Source organism: Luminiphilus sp. nBUS_07, assembly GCF_051201685.1.
In the GTDB taxonomy this organism is placed as follows: Bacteria; Pseudomonadota; Gammaproteobacteria; order Pseudomonadales; family Halieaceae; genus Luminiphilus.
Map to the genome: position 1 here is coordinate 785241 of NZ_CP179213.1, position 16955 is coordinate 802195.

18 protein-coding genes are annotated in these 16955 nt (G+C 52.8%); 14 read left to right on the top strand and 4 right to left on the bottom strand.

What is annotated here, in order from left to right:
- Positions 1–7: 7 nt before the first annotated feature.
- Both ACMAZB_RS03575 and ACMAZB_RS03580 read left to right on the top strand, forming a co-directional pair.
- Positions 8–451: a type II toxin-antitoxin system RatA family toxin gene (locus tag ACMAZB_RS03575; RefSeq protein ID WP_435219435.1), complete on the top strand. Its 444-nt coding sequence runs from the start codon at positions 8–10 to the stop codon at positions 449–451.
- The gene (locus tag ACMAZB_RS03580) at positions 448–759 is read left to right on the top strand and encodes an RnfH family protein (protein WP_435219436.1); all 312 of its coding nucleotides are present in this window, start codon (positions 448–450) and stop codon (positions 757–759) included. Before ACMAZB_RS03575 ends, ACMAZB_RS03580 begins: the two co-directional genes overlap by 4 nt.
- Before the next feature lie 3 nt (positions 760–762).
- Here ACMAZB_RS03580 and ACMAZB_RS03585 read toward each other — a convergent pair whose 3' ends face one another.
- A complete protein-coding gene (locus ACMAZB_RS03585) occupies positions 763–1209 on the bottom strand; it encodes an outer membrane protein assembly factor BamE (protein WP_435219437.1) in 447 nt (148 codons plus the stop codon).
- A gap of 40 nt (positions 1210–1249) precedes the next feature.
- On the opposite strand from ACMAZB_RS03585, the gene fur reads away from it, so the two are divergent.
- Complete coding sequence (fur, locus tag ACMAZB_RS03590) at positions 1250–1663, top strand: ferric iron uptake transcriptional regulator (RefSeq protein ID WP_435214521.1); 414 nt, start codon at positions 1250–1252, stop codon at positions 1661–1663.
- 8 nt (positions 1664–1671) lie between these two features.
- Here fur and recN read toward each other — a convergent pair whose 3' ends face one another.
- Together recN and ACMAZB_RS03600 are read right to left on the bottom strand one after the other, a co-directional pair.
- Entirely contained in the window at positions 1672–3138 is a 1467-nt protein-coding gene (recN, locus tag ACMAZB_RS03595) for a DNA repair protein RecN (RefSeq protein ID WP_435220054.1), read from the bottom strand.
- On the bottom strand, positions 3099–3326 hold the full coding sequence (locus ACMAZB_RS03600) for an AAA family ATPase (RefSeq protein WP_435219438.1): 228 nt from the start codon (positions 3324–3326) through the stop codon (positions 3099–3101). The genes recN and ACMAZB_RS03600 overlap by 40 nt, the downstream gene beginning before the upstream one ends.
- 126 nt (positions 3327–3452) lie before the next feature.
- On the opposite strand from ACMAZB_RS03600, the gene hrcA reads away from it, so the two are divergent.
- From hrcA to ACMAZB_RS03655, 11 genes are all read left to right on the top strand, one after another.
- On the top strand, positions 3453–4490 hold the full coding sequence (hrcA, locus tag ACMAZB_RS03605) for a heat-inducible transcriptional repressor HrcA (RefSeq protein WP_435214524.1): 1038 nt from the start codon (positions 3453–3455) through the stop codon (positions 4488–4490).
- A 371-nt stretch (positions 4491–4861) separates the two neighbouring features.
- Complete coding sequence (gene grpE / locus ACMAZB_RS03610) at positions 4862–5425, top strand: nucleotide exchange factor GrpE (RefSeq protein WP_435219439.1); 564 nt, start codon at positions 4862–4864, stop codon at positions 5423–5425.
- Positions 5426–5520: 95 nt separating this feature from the next.
- Positions 5521–7458, top strand: coding sequence for a molecular chaperone DnaK (dnaK, locus tag ACMAZB_RS03615; protein WP_435214528.1), 1938 nt, complete (start codon positions 5521–5523; stop codon positions 7456–7458).
- Positions 7459–7602: 144 nt separating this feature from the next.
- Positions 7603–8733, top strand: a complete 1131-nt coding sequence (dnaJ, locus tag ACMAZB_RS03620) for a molecular chaperone DnaJ (RefSeq protein WP_435214530.1) — start codon at positions 7603–7605, stop codon at positions 8731–8733.
- Positions 8730–9545 (top strand): 4-hydroxy-tetrahydrodipicolinate reductase, encoded by an 816-nt coding sequence (dapB, locus tag ACMAZB_RS03625; protein ID WP_435219440.1) that lies wholly within the window; start codon positions 8730–8732, stop codon positions 9543–9545. The genes dnaJ and dapB overlap by 4 nt, the downstream gene beginning before the upstream one ends.
- A gap of 3 nt (positions 9546–9548) precedes the next feature.
- Positions 9549–10409 (top strand): thioredoxin, encoded by an 861-nt coding sequence (gene trxA, locus ACMAZB_RS03630; RefSeq protein ID WP_435219441.1) that lies wholly within the window; start codon positions 9549–9551, stop codon positions 10407–10409.
- 268 nt (positions 10410–10677) lie between these two features.
- Positions 10678–11856: an acyl-CoA dehydrogenase family protein gene (locus ACMAZB_RS03635; RefSeq protein WP_435214535.1), complete on the top strand. Its 1179-nt coding sequence runs from the start codon at positions 10678–10680 to the stop codon at positions 11854–11856.
- A 21-nt stretch (positions 11857–11877) separates the two neighbouring features.
- Positions 11878–13017, top strand: coding sequence for an acyl-CoA dehydrogenase family protein (locus tag ACMAZB_RS03640; protein WP_435219442.1), 1140 nt, complete (start codon positions 11878–11880; stop codon positions 13015–13017).
- Between the two features lie 115 nt (positions 13018–13132).
- Entirely contained in the window at positions 13133–14869 is a 1737-nt protein-coding gene (aceK, locus tag ACMAZB_RS03645) for a bifunctional isocitrate dehydrogenase kinase/phosphatase (RefSeq protein ID WP_435219443.1), read from the top strand.
- On the top strand, positions 14869–15576 hold the full coding sequence (locus tag ACMAZB_RS03650) for a histidine phosphatase family protein (RefSeq protein WP_435219444.1): 708 nt from the start codon (positions 14869–14871) through the stop codon (positions 15574–15576). The genes aceK and ACMAZB_RS03650 overlap by 1 nt, the downstream gene beginning before the upstream one ends.
- Positions 15573–16124, top strand: coding sequence for a histidine phosphatase family protein (locus tag ACMAZB_RS03655; RefSeq protein ID WP_435214542.1), 552 nt, complete (start codon positions 15573–15575; stop codon positions 16122–16124). Before ACMAZB_RS03650 ends, ACMAZB_RS03655 begins: the two co-directional genes overlap by 4 nt.
- Here ACMAZB_RS03655 and ACMAZB_RS03660 read toward each other — a convergent pair whose 3' ends face one another.
- Entirely contained in the window at positions 16125–16940 is an 816-nt protein-coding gene (locus ACMAZB_RS03660; RefSeq protein WP_435214543.1) for an acyl-CoA thioesterase, read from the bottom strand.
- Positions 16941–16955: the final 15 nt, after the last annotated feature.

The following is a 16955-nucleotide window of genomic DNA, read 5'->3' on the forward strand; positions in this document are numbered from 1 at the left end:
TCACGACATGACCACTATTGATCGCAGCGCGCTTTTGCCTTTTTCTGCCGAGAGTATTTTTGACTTGGTGGCCGATATTGAGGGTTACCCAGAATTTTTACCCGGATGCGTGGGAGCCGAGATTATTGAACAAGACAGCGGTACGGTTACGGCCCGCTTAGCCCTGTCACGCGCAGGCATTACGCAAAGTTTTATGACTCAGAACACCCTCACGCGAGCTCAGACAATTGATTTGCGACTAATTGATGGGCCGTTCGAGCGTTTTTCCGGCGTTTGGACGTTTAGATCACTCGCGCCTGAGGCCTGTAAGGTGGCGCTGCTGTTAGATTTTCGACTCAAAAGCAGCTTAATTCACGTGGCGGCGGGTAAGTTGTTTGATCGTGTGGCCCACGATCTCGTCGATGCTGTGGTTAAGCGGGCTCATAATTCATTGGGAGGTTCTGCGCCGTGACAGATTCAATGGCGATCGAAGTGGCTTATGCCCTGCCAGAAAGGCAGCTCATCCGAACACTAAAGGTGCCCCGCGGGACAACGGCCCATGAAGCCGTTTCACTGTCTGGGATCGAGGGCGAGTTCGATGAGCTGAGCTTGGCCGACAGTCCAAAGCTGGGTATTTTCGGCAAAGCCATTAAAGGGGATCAGGTACTTAACCCCGGCGAGCGGGTTGAAATCTACCGTGCGCTAAAAGTGGATCCAAAGGAAGTGCGCAAGCGAAGGGCTGCTGAAGCGAAAGAGCGCCGTGCTGAAGGGGAGGGCTAGGCTTTAAGCCCCTTCCTGCGCTTCCCCGTCAGCAGAGTCACTCTGCGGAGCCTGTTCTATTGTGCTGGCCCAGTCGGGGACTTCACTGCCAGTGACATTAACGAGGTTGTCACCCTCAAAAAATACTGACAGTTTGCTTTCCTTAAGGGTCTTATTGCCGTTACGTAAAAAGTAACGATAATCCCAACGATCAGTGTTGAAGGTGTCCTCTATCAAAGGTGTCCCCATAACAAACCGCACCTGTCTGCGAGTCATGCCAGGCTTAAGTTGTTCGATCATCTCCGGGGTGACAATGTTCCCTTGCTCAACGTTAATGCGGTAGGCACTGAGGAAACTCAAGCTGCCGCTACAGCCCGAGAGTAAGACCAAGGCCAGCGTTAGCGGAATTAGGGGGCTGCGAAGATGCAATGCCATCGGTTTTTGGTTCCAAGGTTCGATCTGGTCAGGCATGATACCCCGTAAACACCCACAACGGTCACGGAAAATTATTATGCCCAGTGAAAACCTCGAGCTTCGCAAGGCGGGCCTTAAGGTCACCCTGCCTCGCATCAAGATCTTGCAAATGCTTGACTCTACCTCTGAAAGCGCCGAGCACCTGAGTGCTGAAGATGTTTATCAGCGCCTACGCGACACCGGTGAGGATGTCGGCTTAGCAACGGTGTACCGTGTTCTGACGCAGTTTGAGACCGCTGGGCTCGTGACACGCCACAATTTTGAAACAGGTCACTCGGTATTCGAGCTGTCCTCTGATGACCACCACGACCATATGGTCGACGTGGAAAGTAATGAAGTGGTGGAGTTTTTCGACGAAGTTATTGAAGCGCGACAGCATGAAATAGCCGAGGCCAATGGTTACGAAATTATTGATCATTCGTTGGTGCTTTATGTGCGCAAGCAGCGCTAACACGGCTGTTAGTGCAGGTTAAGCATTTCTCGGGCATGAGCTCGGGTGCTTTCAGTGATAGTTAGCCCGCCTTGCATACGAGCAATTTCTTCGACACGGGCTTCTGTCTCTAGCATATTCACCTCCGTGAAAACGGCTGCAGCGTCGCCTGTTTTACTGACCTGCAGGTGGTTTAGGCCCTTGCAAGCGACTTGAGCCAAATGGGTCACGCATAGCACCTGAACCCGTTGGCTGAGCTGATTAAGCAGCTCTCCGACAACCTCAGCGACCCCGCCGCCTATACCGACGTCGACTTCATCGAAAATCATGGTGGGGGCGGTGGCACTTTCTGCAGCTGCCACTTGAAGGGCGAGACTTATCCGAGACAGCTCTCCACCCGAGGCGATTTTGGCCAGCGACCCTGGCGCACTGCCCGGATTGGTGCTGATGAGAAATTCGACCTGTTCCGCACCGGCTGGATCGGGTGTGTCCTCCGGGCGTTGAGTTAACACCACCTGAAAATCACAGCGCTCCATGGCGAGACGGGTCAGTGTGGTTGAGACGTGCCCAATGAGCTGTTTTGCGGCTTTTTTACGTTTTGCAGTCAGTTTTTTTGCGGTCTTGGACCAAGTTGACTGAGCAATTTCAAGGTCTTTCTCCAGTTGATTCAGTTGATCAGGGCCTGCATTGAGTGTCTCAAGCTCAACCTTAAGCTGGGCATGCCGCTGGGTCAGCTCCTCTGGCATGACACGGTGCTTTCTAGCCAGGTCGTAGACCTGTTCTAAGCGATCAGTAACCCATTGTAGTTGTCCTGGATCACGGTCGAGTTGATCGGTGTACCGGATGAGCTCACTTTGTGCCTCTTGCAATTGAATTTCCGCGGTCTCGAGCATTTCGCGGATATTATTCATAGTTGCGCCCTCGTGGCGCTCATCAGAGACCAACTGCCGGGTGCGAACAAGCTGCTCGAGTTGCTGCTCACAATGCTCTTGGGCTTGCCCGGCACTGTCGATTAAAAAGTCAGCATTATGAAGCTGCTTTTGCTGTGCCTCGAGGCTCTGTAGTTCCTCGGCACCAAGATCCAGCGTATCAAGCTCGGAGACCTGATAAGTGAGCAGATCGAATCGCGCCGTATCAGCCGCAGATTGTCCCGTCTTTTGTTCAAGCTCTGTGGCAAGGGTGTGCCATTGCGCAGAAGCCTGAGCGACCTCTGCCGCTAGACCAGTGGCGCCAGCTGTGGCGTCTAATAGCGCGCGCTGACTCGCTCTGCGCAGGAGCGACTGATGAGCATGCTGGCTGTGTATATCGACGAGCAGCGCACCAACGGCCGCACAATCCACAAGGGTTGCAGGTGCGCCATTAATAAATGCTTTTGAGCGCCCGTCGGCGCCCGCCACGCGTCGAAGAATGCATTCTTGGGTCGGCAGGTCGAGTTCCCGCTCATGGAGCCAGTTGCCTACCGCGGGGAGCTCGTCGATTTGAAAAACCGCCGTGATATCGGCGCGCTTTGCCCTGGCCTTACAGTGCGCGCATCTGCCCGATCACCAATACAGAGCCCCAAAGCATCCAACATTATGGACTTGCCCGCTCCGGTTTCTCCGGTAATCACCGTCATGCCGCTCTCTAGATCCATGTCGAGAGAGGCGACAACGGCATAATCGCGGATGGTGATTTGCTTGAGCATAAAGTGCTTCCAGTTATTTCCTCTTTTATAGCGCAACATGCCTCAATCAGGAAAGGTCGAAGACGGTTCTTTGTCCTGAACCTCGGCTGTGTTACTAATTAGGGATGACTATTGACGCCATTTGCTATGCCAACTACTGATCTCTCAGGCCGCGCGACGGATTTGCTGCGGACCTTAGTCGAAATGCATATCCGCGATGGCCAGCCTGTGGGTTCTAAAAGTCTGCAGGCTCACAGCACGCTGTCGGTCAGCCCAGCAACCGTCCGCAATATAATGTCTGATCTTGAAGACCGAGGACTTCTGACTTCTCCCCACACCTCGGCGGGGAGGATTCCTACAGCAAGGGGTTATCGGCTTTTTGTAGACACGCTGCTACAGGTTCAGCCTATTGAAGAGAACGCGGTTCTTGCTCTGCGTGAAGAACTCAACCCCAACCGTACGGCAAAGGATTTGGTGCAAACAGCATCCTCACTGCTAGCTCAGGTGACGTCACAGGCCGGCATTGTTACCGTGCCGAGAACCGAGGTGAATGCCTTAAGACAGGTAGAGTTCCTGCCGTTGTCAGAAAATCGTGTGTTGGTGATTTTGGTGATCAACGAGCGCGAGGTACAAAACCGAGTGATCGAGTTGGCTCAACCTCTCACTGAGGCTCAGTTGAAGGCGGCGGCTGATTTAATTAACCAACGGTATGCCGGTGCTGATTTGGTAGAGGTTAAGGCTAGGCTCGTTCAAGAAATGGCTGAGGCGAGAAGTCGTATTGACGAATATATGGCTGCGGCACTCGATTTGGCGAACCGCGCGCTGGATGACGGTGAGCCCGGTGAGGATTACGTCGTAGCTGGAGAGAACTTCCTCTTGGGACAAGCCCATCCAGAGGATATGGATAAGCTGCGGGAGCTTTTTGATGCCTTTCAGCATAAAAGAGACGTACTGGAGTTACTTGAGCGCTCGTATCGTGCCCAGGGCGTACAAATCTTTATTGGTGAGGAAGCCGGTTACGACGTTTTTGGTGATTACTCTGTGGTTACCGCGCCTTATGCTCAAGGTAGCCGAACATTAGGCGTGTTAGGCGTGATTGGACCGACTCGTATGGCTTACGAACGCGTCATTCCGATGGTTGATGTCACGGCGCGGATGCTCAGTGCTGCGCTCTCACGGTCCTGACTTATTGGGTGGGTGACAATTACACCGGTCTGAACCGCGTTGCGGTAGATTTTAAGCCGCCGCTGCCTGACAAAATCAGTTAGGGCCTCGATCTTCCTACAGGACTGTGTCCAAGCAATAAATGGCCTCATGGCGGCGTGCCACCAAATGTATATAGGGGCAGTCCTATGGCTGGGGCATGCTTTTTTGCCCAATGGCATCCTCACCTGCTTGCAATGCCCAATGGCTCTAGATTTCGATGAAAGCCCTACTAATTGGGGGCGGTGCTTGAAATCTGTACCAACCATCCCCATTTCCGATTCCAAACCAAGGAAGCGCGTTCTGCGTAGCCTGACCACATTATGATTGAACCATGCCAGAGGGCACCGGAAATGGCAGAAGACAAGACTGAATACACCGATGACGAATCCCCTGCTGCTGTGGGTGGCACGTTGGATGTGACAGATGATGATGCAGAGCTGGAAGCGCTGAATCCCGAAGAGGTTACCGCGCAATTGGAGGCGGATCTTGCCGAGGCAAAAGATGCCGCGCTTCGCGCTCAGGCCGACGCTGCTAACGTTCAACGCCGCGCTGAGCAGGAGGTTGAAAAGGCTCGGAAATTTGCTCTAGAGCGCTTTGTTAGCGAGTTGCTGCCGGTGGTCGATAACATGGAACGTGCTCTGGAAGCCGCGGGCAGCGATGAGGTGATGAAGCCCATTGTTGAGGGTATTGAGCTGACGCAAAAGAGCTTGATCGATGTCCTGCAAAAACATGGTGTGGAGACCGTAGACCCGATGGGAGAACCCTTCGATCCACAAATCGCACAGGCCATGAGCATGGTGGAAAATCCCGAGGTGGAACCGAATACGGTGATTGCCGTTATGCAGAAGGGATATCAATTAAACGGGCGATTAGTTCGCCCAGCAATGGTCATGGTGAGTAAGGCTGCAGAGTAATTCCCACACAAAGCGTCTTGAATTTTTTTAAATCGGACCCATCTATACAAGCAAGCAAGGATAACGGGCAAAAGCCCCGTTAAGAGGAGAGAGTCATGGGCAAAATTATTGGAATAGACCTTGGAACCACCAATTCATGCGTATCGGTGTTGGAAGGTGGCAAGGCACGAGTTATTGAAAATGCAGAGGGCGGACGCACTACCCCTTCGATTGTTGCTTATGCTGACGATGATGAAGTGCTGGTAGGGCAGGCGGCCAAACGTCAGGCGGTCACAAACCCCACCAACACGCTCTACGCGGTCAAGCGGCTCATCGGCCGACGTTTTGAAGACAAGGTGGTACAGAAGGACATCAAGATGGTGCCTTACAACATTGTCAAAGCTGACAATGGCGATGCCTGGGTTGAGGCCAAGGGCAATAGCATGGCGCCGCCACAGGTTTCTGCAGAAGTCCTGCGCAAAATGAAAAAGACCGCCGAAGAGTTTCTGGGTGAAACGGTTTCAGAAGCAGTAATTACAGTGCCGGCGTACTTCAATGATTCGCAGCGCCAAGCCACAAAAGACGCGGGCAAAATTGCGGGGCTTGAGGTCAAGCGCATTATCAATGAGCCGACTGCGGCAGCGTTGGCTTACGGCATGGACAAGTCTCAGGGCGATCGCACGATTGCGGTCTACGACCTGGGTGGCGGTACCTTCGATATTTCAGTCATTGAAATTGCTGAGGTCGATGGTGAGCACCAGTTTGAGGTTCTCGCAACCAACGGCGATACCTTCCTCGGCGGCGAAGATTTTGACCTCCGGTTGATCGAGTATTTGGCCGACGAATTCAAGCGAGAGAATGGCATTGATTTGCATGGTGATCCTCTCGCGTTGCAGCGCCTTAAGGAGGCTGCTGAAAAAGCCAAAATCGAACTTTCCAGCGCCCAGCAGACGGAAGTAAATTTACCCTACATTACGGCTGACGCCACAGGGCCCAAGCACTTGGTGGTCAAACTGTCGCGGTCTAAGCTCGAATCTCTGGTAGAGGAGCTGGTAACACGCTCACTGGATCCGGTAAAAACAGCTTTGGCAGACGCTGGCCTGTCGCCCTCCGAAATTCAGGACGTCATTTTGGTCGGTGGACAGACGCGCATGCCTTTAGTGCAGACGACAGTATCCGACTTCTTCGGCAAAGAGCCACGCAAGGATGTGAACCCCGACGAGGCGGTAGCCATGGGTGCATCAATTCAGGGTGCGGTATTGGCCGGTGACGTCAAAGACGTCCTTCTGCTTGACGTGACGCCACTGACTTTGGGTATTGAAACAATGGGCAGTGTGGCAACGCCATTGATTGAAAAGAACACTACGATTCCAACAAAGAAATCACAGGTGTTCTCAACGGCTGAAGACAACCAGACCGCGGTAACCATCCATGTGGTTCAGGGTGAGCGCAAGCAGGCGGCTCAAAACAAGTCTCTCGGTCGATTCGATTTGGCCGATATTCCACCGGCTCCGCGAGGCGTACCTCAAGTTGAGGTAACTTTTGACCTCGATGCCAACGGTATTCTGAATGTATCTGCTAAAGATAAGGCCACGGGCAAAGAGCAGTCGATTCGTATTACTGCATCGGGCGGCCTCTCAGAAGATGAAATCGAGCAAATGGTGCAGGACGCCGAGGCTAACGCCGAAGCCGACAAGAAGTTTGAGGAGATGATCACTGTTCGAAACACTTGTGACGGCATGGTACACGCGGCACGAAAAACTCTTGAAGAGGCTGGTGAGCATTCAACCGTAGATGAGCGAGCTGCTATTGAAGCCGCGATTGCCGAGGCCGAGGAGGCCATGAAGGGCGACGATAAAGAAGCGATTGAAGCCGCTACGGCGAAAATCACCGAAGCAACTGGGCCAGTAGCGCAAAAAATGTATGCGGCTCAGGAAGCAGAAGGTGCGTCTGACGCTGCTGGCGCAGAAGCCGGTGCTGCAGAGAGCCCCGCCGATGATGGCGACGTGGTTGACGCCGAGTTTGAGGAAGTGAAAGAAGACGACAAGCCATAGGTTCCCTGGCTGCGTGATATGTGCACATATCATGCAGCCCATGTCAGGGAGTAACATGGTAAGTTCGACGCGGGTTTTTTCAAGCCCGCGTATTTTTTTTTGGGGGGAGCGGCATCCCCTCTAGGTAACTAAGGTTAATCAGCAATGTCCAAGCGTGATTATTACGAAGTGCTCGGGGTAGATCGATCTACAACAGATCCGGATATCAAAAAGGCCTATCGCCGTATCGCCATGAAGTTCCACCCCGATCGGAACCCCGATGATAAGGATGCCGACGCAAAATTTAAGGAGGCGACCGAAGCTTACGACGTTCTGATGAACGCCGATAAGCGGGCTGCATACGATCAATTTGGCCATGCGGGGCTCGAGCAGGGTGCTGGCGGTGGCGGCTTCCAAGGTGGTTCAAGCTTCAGCGATATTTTTGGCGATGTCTTTGGCGACATTTTTGGCGGCGGTGGAGGTGGTGGGCGTCAGGGTCCGCAGCGCGGCTCAGATCTGCGCTATACCATGGAGGTAAGCCTCGAAGAGGCCGTTCGTGGTGCAACACGAGAGATCAAAGTACCCACGCTGCAACATTGTGACACTTGCGATGGCAGCGGGGCCAAGCCGGGCACCAATCCAGTTACCTGTGGCAGCTGTGGTGGTGCGGGCCAAGTGCGCATGCAGCAGGGCTTTTTCCAGGTGCAGCAAACTTGCCCCAAATGCCGCGGCGCAGGAAAGACCATCTCAGACCCTTGTCGCGATTGCCGGGGACAAGGGCTCTTGGAGAAAACCAAAACGTTATCGGTCAAGGTGCCTCCCGGGGTTGATACCGGTGACCGTATCCGGTTGAGCGGAGAAGGTGAGGCTGGCCCAGCGGGCGGTCCCAACGGTGACTTGTTTGTGCAGATTGCCGTGCGCCAACATAACCTTTTTGAAAGGGATGGGCGCAATTTGTATTGCGAGGTCCCCATAAATTTTGTTGATGCGGCTTTAGGTGGAGAGCTCGAGGTTCCCACCCTAGACGGGAAAGTGAAATTAAAAATTCCCTCCGAAACGCAAACGGGCAAAATGTTTCGCCTGCGAGGCAAGGGCGTGCTGCCTGTGCGTGGAGGGCCCATTGGTGATCTGATGTGTCGAGCTGTAGTCGAGACACCGGTAAATCTGAGCGCGCAACAGAAACAGTTATTGCAGGAATTCCGCGCCACCCTCGACGAAGGGGGCAATCGTCAGTCGCCGCGTCAATCGAGTTGGTTTGAGGGCGTAAAGTCTTTTTTTGACGGAATGACTAAGTGACCACAAAGGTGGCAATCGCGGGAGCATCGGGCCGAATGGGTCGTATGCTGCTCGAGGCTGTTGCGGCGGGTGATCACGACTTGGTTTTGGGCGCTGCCATTGTGCGACCCAACAGCGCGCTGTGTGGTGTTGATACTGGCGTGTTTTTGGGCGGGCCTCCTTCAGGCGTTCTTTTTTCCGGAGACGCAGATGCGGCGATTGCGGGGGTTGATGTGGTCGTTGACTTCACGCCTCCCGATGCAGCCTTGGTGAACGCAGAATACTGTGCCTCAACAGGGCGGCCGTTGGTCTCTGGCACCACCGGATTTTCTACGCAGGATGCCCAGCGATTCCGCGAAGCCACGCAAAATATCCCACTCTGCCAAGCGTCAAATTTCTCTACTGGAGTGAACCTTGCCTATCGGCTGTTGGCACAGGCGGCGGCAATTTTAGGTGGCGAGGCTGACATCGAAATAAGCGAGGCCCATCATCGACACAAAGTGGATGCGCCCAGTGGCACAGCCATAGCCATGGGTGAGGTTGTCGCTGAAACCCTAGGACGCAATTTAGCCGAGGTAGCGGTGTATGGCCGTGAGGGTCACACCGGCGAAAGGGCACGAGAAACCATTGGTTTTTCAACACTGCGGGCTGGAGATATTGTGGGTGACCATACGGTTACTTTTGCGGCTCAGGGTGAGCGCCTCGAAATTACACACAAAGCCAGCTCTAGAATGGCTTTTGCCCGGGGTGCCCTTCGCGCTGCGGTCTGGTTGATTAGTCAAAAGCCTGGCATGTACGACATGCAAGATGTTCTGGGTTTAAAGGAGAATTAAGTCGTGAATTCAGTCGCTCATGTTGTCAACATTGACGAAACTAACGCTCAGGAACAGCTTATTGAAGAGTCGCACAATAGGCCCGTAGTCGTTGATTTTTGGGCCGACTGGTGTGAGCCCTGTAAGCAACTGATGCCTATTTTGGAAAAGTTAGCCACAGAATACGCCGGCGCTTTTTTGCTGGCTAAAGTTAATGCAGATGAGCAGCAAGGGCTGGCAGGCCAGTTGGGTGTTAGAAGCTTGCCCACCGTTATGGTGATCAAGGATGGGCAGCCCATTGACGGTTTTGCCGGAGCCCAGCCTGAGTCTGCTGTTCGGGAAATGTTGGAAAAGCATTTGCCGTCGCCTTGGAATGCGAAAATTGCAGAGGCAACTGAGCTGTTGGATGCGGGAGATACGGCGGGTGCCTTGGCGCTACTGCGTGGCGCCTGGGAGGATTCCAATAAGCTGACAGAGTTAACCCATGCTTATGCCGGGGCATTGATAGAGGCCAATAGACTCGATGACGCCACGACCGTTCTCAGTGAGGTCCGAATGGTTGATCAGGACGCCCTTCATGAGCAGCTGATGGCTCAGATTGAGCTAAAGCGGGCGGCGGGTAAATCGCCCGAGATAGAAGCTTTAGAAGTGGAGCTCGCGGCCAATAGTGATGATCACGGGGTGAGGGTTCAGTTGGCCGTACAGCTAAGCGCTGCCGACCACCACAAAGAAGCGTTGGAGCACCTGCTAACCGTGTTGCGATCCGATCGTGACTGGAACAACGGTGAAGCAAAGCGCCTTTATTTGGATACGCTGACAACAATTGGTAAGGGCGACCCGCTGGCGGCAGAATACCAGCGTAAACTTTTTTCCATTCTGTATTAGAAAGGGCTGGGTAACGCGGCCTTCGCAGCCCTAGCCAACTTTTCTCTGGCCCTCACGTCATCTGGTGGCATGGTAAGGCCCTCCTTGTCGCTAGACACCCGTTCGCCTTGCCCAGAAAGGGCGCAAAGCCTAGCAAATATCTAGTCTGGTAAAGGGCACTTGCAATCGCCGCCTAACTTGCCTACATTCCACAGCGTAGAAAAACATACTCAAGGTTCAAAATACGGCGGTTTGCTCACCAAATCGCCCCTGATAATTGGAGGCACGTATGGATATTGCGTTTTCACCCGAAGAATTGGCGTTCCGGGACGAGGTTCGTGGCTTTTTTGACGAGCAGTTTGACGATGAGCTTGTCTCTCGCCTGCGCGGAGAGAACTTTAAAGAAGCTATCGTTGAATGGCAGCAGCGGCTCTACAAGAAGGGCTGGATTGCGGCTAATTGGCCCGTTGAGCACGGCGGTACTGGATGGACCCCCACGCAGAAGTACATTTACGAGACCGAGCGCTCTGAGCGCGGTATACCCGGTGTCATTCCTTTTGGCATTGGCATGGTCGGCCCTATGATTTACCAGTTCGGCACGACCGAACAGAAGGAGAAGTTTCTCCCTGGAGTTCTCGACAGCACGACTTGGTGGTGTCAGGGCTACTCTGAGCCGGGTTCTGGGTCAGATTTGGCGTCGTTGAAGACAAAGGCCGAGCTGGATGGCGACCATTACGTGATTAACGGCGCCAAAATCTGGACGAGTTATGCTCAGTATGCCGATTGGATCTTTGTGCTGGTACGAACCAGCAATGAGGGGAAGAAGCAGGAAGGCATCACGTTCATTTTGGTTGATATGAAGACCCCAGGTATCAAGATCAACCCGATCATCTCGATAGATAACGAGCACAGTCTCAACGAGGTTGAGTTCAGTGACGTGCGTGTGCCAGTTGAGAACGTTGTCGGTGAAGTAAATAAAGGATGGACCGTTGCCAAGGCGCTGTTGGCCCATGAGCGAACGGGTATTGCCGACGTTGCTCAGTCTAAGCGTAATCTTCGCTTGATTAAGGAAGCTGCTGCTGCCGAGATGAATGGCGGTAAGCGCTTAATGGATGACGCGGGTTTCCAAGCCAAGGTTGCAGACCTTGAGATTGAACTCATGGCCCTTGAATTTACCGAGTTACGTACCCTTGCAGCGATGGCCGCTGGTGGCTTTCCTGGGCCTGAGTCGTCACTTCTCAAGATAAAAGGCACTGAGCTGCAGCAGGCAACTCAAGAGCTGCGCATGGAAACTGCCGCTTATTACCAGGGAGTTCTGCCTAACGGTATGGATCCTGAAGTTCTAGGCCACAGTTGGACCCATGAAGCCTTCCGAAACTACATGTACGGGCGAGCAGCGACCATTTACGGCGGTTCTAATGAAGTGCAAAAGAACATTATCGCTAAATACGTACTGGGCCTGGAATAACGGTCCAGAGGGGACAAGATTATGAATTTTGATTTTTCAGAAGAGCAACAAATGGTACGCGATTCTATCGCGCGTTTTGTGCAGGATGACTACGACTGGGATACCCGACGCGCGATTGTGGCCTCGGATACTGGTATGAGTGATAAAGCATGGCAGACGTTTGCCGAGCTGGGTTGGTTGTCGATCCCATTTGCTGAGGAAGACGGCGGGTTTGGCGGGAATATTGTCGATACCATGGTCATCATGGAGGAAATTGGTAAGGGTTTAGTTGTCGAGCCTTATTTGCCGACTGTTGTGCTGTTTGGTGGTCTCATTGCTCGCGCGGGTAACGAAGCACAGCGCAACGCTTGGATTCCTTCGATCATTGAGGGATCGACCTCGGGTGCCTTTGCCTACGTAGAGCGTCAAAGCCGTTTCGAAATTGCTGATTGCCTGACTCAGGCGAAAGCCGCTGGTGATGGCTGGGTACTCAACGGTGAGAAGGTGGTTGTTTTCAACGGAGCTAACTGCAATCAACTGATTGTTTTAGCACGCACATCCGGCGAGCAGTGGGACCGTGAGGGATTATCGCTGTTTGTGGTTGCTGCCGATGCGGAAGGTGTGAATCGTATTGATTACCCGATGATGGATGGCCAACGCGTTGCAAACATAACGTTCAATGATGTTGCTTTGAATGCGGATGCTTTGCTTGGGGAGGCCGGCACTGCTATGGCTACCGTTGAGGCGATGATTCAAGAGGCGACGATAGCGCTTATGGCTGAGGCCGTTGGCTGCATGGGCACCTTGAATGCGAAGACGTTGGAATACACCAAAACGCGAGAGCAGTTTGGCGTGGCTATTGGCTCATTCCAGTCGTTGCAGCATCGTATGGTGGACACCATGATGGCCTACGAGCAGGCAAAGTCGCTGCTGTTTAAAGTTGTGTGCGAATACAAGCAGGACCCAGCAAGTGCCGACGCCAGTATTCACGCTCTCAAAGTGCTGATCGATAAGAACGCCAAGTTAGTCTACGGTGAGGCTACCCAAATGCACGGCGGTATGGGTATTACTGACGAGCTGGACATTGGTCATTACGCCAAGCGCCTAATGATGATCAACACGACCTTTGGTGATGCCACTTATCATCGCGCTCAGTTCATGGACAAGGCTTACGCAGCTTAAAGCTAAGCGTTGTTTGACGGAACCCGCCATTCTTTGGCGGGTTTTTTTTGTCCTGCTGAAATTGCAAGGGATAGTCCGGAACCCTACACTGTGCGCCCTAGACAGGGATCTAACCGTGGATAAACAGACGCGCCTAGCGCGAACCATTCTTAACGGCTTTACGGCGTATTTTGCTGAATTCGAGAATATTACGCTCGCAGCTCGCACGCGTTTTGAGCTTGCAGAGTGGGGCATCATGCAGGAGATATCGACCCGGCGAATCGATCTCTACAAAGAAAAAGTGCTAGAAACTTTGGCGTACGTAAACGTCATTGCAGATGATCGCATTTCAGACTTTACGTTTTGGACCGAGACGCGGGCTGTTTACCTCGAGTTGGTTCGAGGCATGACCAATTTCGAAATTGCAGAAACCTTCTATAACTCCATATACAACTCCGTGTTTGGTCATCACCGAATCCGTAATGAGTACGCCTTTGTGTTTTCCCCTCAAGGGGACATGCCGCCGGTCGATGTGCGGCGAGTCGTCAAGCGCTTCAGCGGTGATCTAAACAGCAGTGTTGCAGCGCTGTTGTCTGAATACGCTGTACATATCCCTTACGAAGACACCGAGCGTGACTGCGCTTCTATTGTAAAGGCGATTGAAGGCCAGCTTGGCGAGGTTGGCGACAAAGTAGCTTCGGCGGTTGAGCTGCACACCCTGGAGCATCACTTTTATCGGAACAAGGCCGTTTACATTGTGGGGAGGGTTGTTGCTGAAGGCTTACAAATTCCCTTCGTACTTCCAATGCTTCACAACAATGATGCGGCGGCCCCCGCTGTGTATATCGACACTATATTGTTTGGCTCAGATCGAGTGAGTTTGTTATTTAGCTTCACTCGAAGTTATTTCATGGTCGATGCATCGATTCCCTCTCAGTACGTTTTATTTTTGCATCAACTGATGCCCAAAAAAGATATTTCTGAGATCTACAGTGCGATTGGCCACCACCGTCACGGCAAGACTTATTATTACCGTACGGCTTACCGTCATATGCGTGCTACGACAGACCAGTTTATTGTCGCTCCCGGAATCAAGGGCATGGTGATGACTGTATTTACGCTGCCTTCTTACGAGTTTGTTTTTAAGATTATCAAAGACCGCTTTACGCCCCCCAAAGAAGTGACGCACCAGCTTGTTAAGGACAAATATAATCTGGTGAAGCGCTGGGACAGGGCGGGGCGCATGGCCGATACGCAAGAGTTCAGCAACCTTGTTTTTGATCGGTCACGGTTTTCAGATGAGTTGATGGCAGAGCTTTACGAGACCTGCCCTTCGCAGTTGGTGATTAGCGGCACGGCACTGATTATTAAGCATTGCTACGTTGAGCGGCGCATGACGCCGCTTAATTTGTACCTGCAGAGCGCTAGCGATGAGGACGTTGATGAAGTCATGAACGACTACGGAAAATCGATTAAGGAGTTGGCTGCGGCTAATATTTTTCCGGGCGACATGCTTCTGAAAAACTTTGGTGTGACCCGCCATGGTCGGGTGGTCTTCTACGACTATGACGAGATACAGCCGTTGTTAGAATGTAATTTTCGTCGTATTCCGCCACCGCGGGACGAATATGAAGAGATGGCGAGCAGGCCTTGGTATTCGGTGGGGCCCAACGACGTTTTCCCTGAGGAATTTCGACTTTTCTTCTCGGGCAATCAACGTGCGAGGAAGGCTTTTGATGCCCGTCACAGTGAAATTTACGAGGCAGATTTTTGGACAGGTTTACAAGATCGCATACGGGAGGGGCATGTCGACGACTTCTACCCTTACCCCCGGGTAATGCGTTTTCCTAGAGAACTGAGGAGTACGGCCTGATGGCTTCGATTTACCTTATTCGCCACGGACAGGCTTCTTTTGGCGCAGCTAATTACGACCAGCTGTCTACCTTGGGGCAACGTCAGGCTGATGTGACTGGACAGTTCCTGTCGAAGATAGGCCTGAAGATAGACGCTGCAGTGGCTGGAACTTTGTCGCGCCAGCAAGAAACCGGTGCTCGGATATTGGCGGGTTTAGGTGATCCGTGTGAGTTACAAACGGACCGCCGATTCAATGAGATTAACAATGAAGAACAGGTCAGTGCGCTCTTGCCCGGTTTGATTGAAAAAGATCCCGTGCTTGCTGAAATCGCAGCTCGAGATTTCGGTGACAGTAAGGATTATCAGAAAATCATAGACGCAGTTTTCAATGCGTGGGTAAGTCCAGACTGCCCCGACTGTGGCATTACACCGTGGCCCGTGTTCCGGGACGGCGTACAAAATGCCCTGAAAGACATCATGAAATCCGTGGGTGCAGGTAAGAACACAGCGGTTTTTACCTCAGGTGGCACGATTGCTACGGCTGTTGGGCTTATTGTTGGCGCTCATCACAGTGGGTTCTATCAATTTTATGAGCCCGTTATGAATTGTTCTATCACTCGACTGATTTACAGCAGTAAACGGGTTTCATTGTCTAACTTTAATGATGCAGCACATCTGCAGCTGCTGTCCGCTCAGCTGCAAGAATCACTCGTGACTTACCGATGACTCAGATCTGGCTGGTGCGCCACGGTGAGGCCTCGGCCAGCTGGGGGGAGCATAGTGACCCTGGGTTAAGTGATAAAGGGGTACGGGAGGCCGAAGCTGCAGCAACATATTTGCAGTCAGTTGTGCCGCAAGGTGTGGGTCTAGTGAGTAGTCCCAAAGCACGAGCACAAGAAACTGCGGCACCTTTAGCCGCACGCTTAAATCGTGGCGTTGTAATTAATAATGCGTTTCAAGAGATTCAAGCCCCGGTACCCCTAGAGGATCGTCAAGTGTGGCTACAGGGTTTTATGCGTCAAACTTGGGACATGCAGGACGCTTCACTTTGGGGCTGGCGTGAGGGCATTGTGAGCGCCTTACAGAGGATCACAGAGCCCACCGTCATCTTTACCCATTTTCTGGTCATCAACACGGTTGTGGCGCACAGCCGCCAGGTCAGCAAAACGGTGCAGTGTTGGCCTGACAACGGCTCTGTTCACGATGTTGAGTTAGCCAATGGTGCGATCAATGTGGTGCGCTTGGGTCAGCAGATGACCTCGGTGGTTAATTAATCAACGAGTCTTCGGGCGCACCAAGGCTTCTTGGGTTGTGGAGGCGAGAAGCGTACCGTCTTTGCTCCAAAACTGACCGCGATTAAATCCCCGGGCGTTGCCGGCCCAAGGGCTATCGCACTCGTACAGCAAAAACTCACTGACATTCACCGGTTCGTGGAACCATATAGCATGGTCAAGACTTGCGGCGATGTGGTTGATGTCCCAGTCCTGCATCCCTTGAGGGTAAAAACTGGTGCCCAGCAAGGCACAATCTGAGATCAGGGCGAGGGCAGCTTGATGCAGCCTCGGGTCGCCCTTGAGGTGACCTGCGGCTTTGAACCAGTTTTGCTGCTTTTGCTGTGGCTGCTCCGTGCGGGCGGTAATTCGGACTCGATCAATTTGATACATGTCACTGAAGCTTTTGTGTTTGGGTCCAAGGTTTAATGCAGCCGCCTCTTCAGGGGAGGGCACTTCGGGCATTTTTTCGCTATGAGTAAAACCGGCCTCGGTGATTTGATAGCTGATTGACGTGTTAAAAATGGCCTCCCCTCTTTGTCGCGCTACAACACGGCGGGTGGCGAAGGAGCGACCATCGCGAATAGGGTCAACATCGAACTCAATGGGTATTGTGGAATCCCCAGCGCGTAAAAAGTAGGCGTGCATAGAGTGAGCCATGAGGGCGCCGTCTACTGTGTCGTTAGCGGCTAGCAGACACTGGGCTAAAACCTGGCCACCAAAAATCCGAGGTTGGGGTGTAGGGCTGTGCCCTCTAAACCAGTGACGGCCGACTTGCTCGGGTTTGATCAAGTCCATGACATCTTGAAAGTTTGGCACCGATACCTCCCGGGC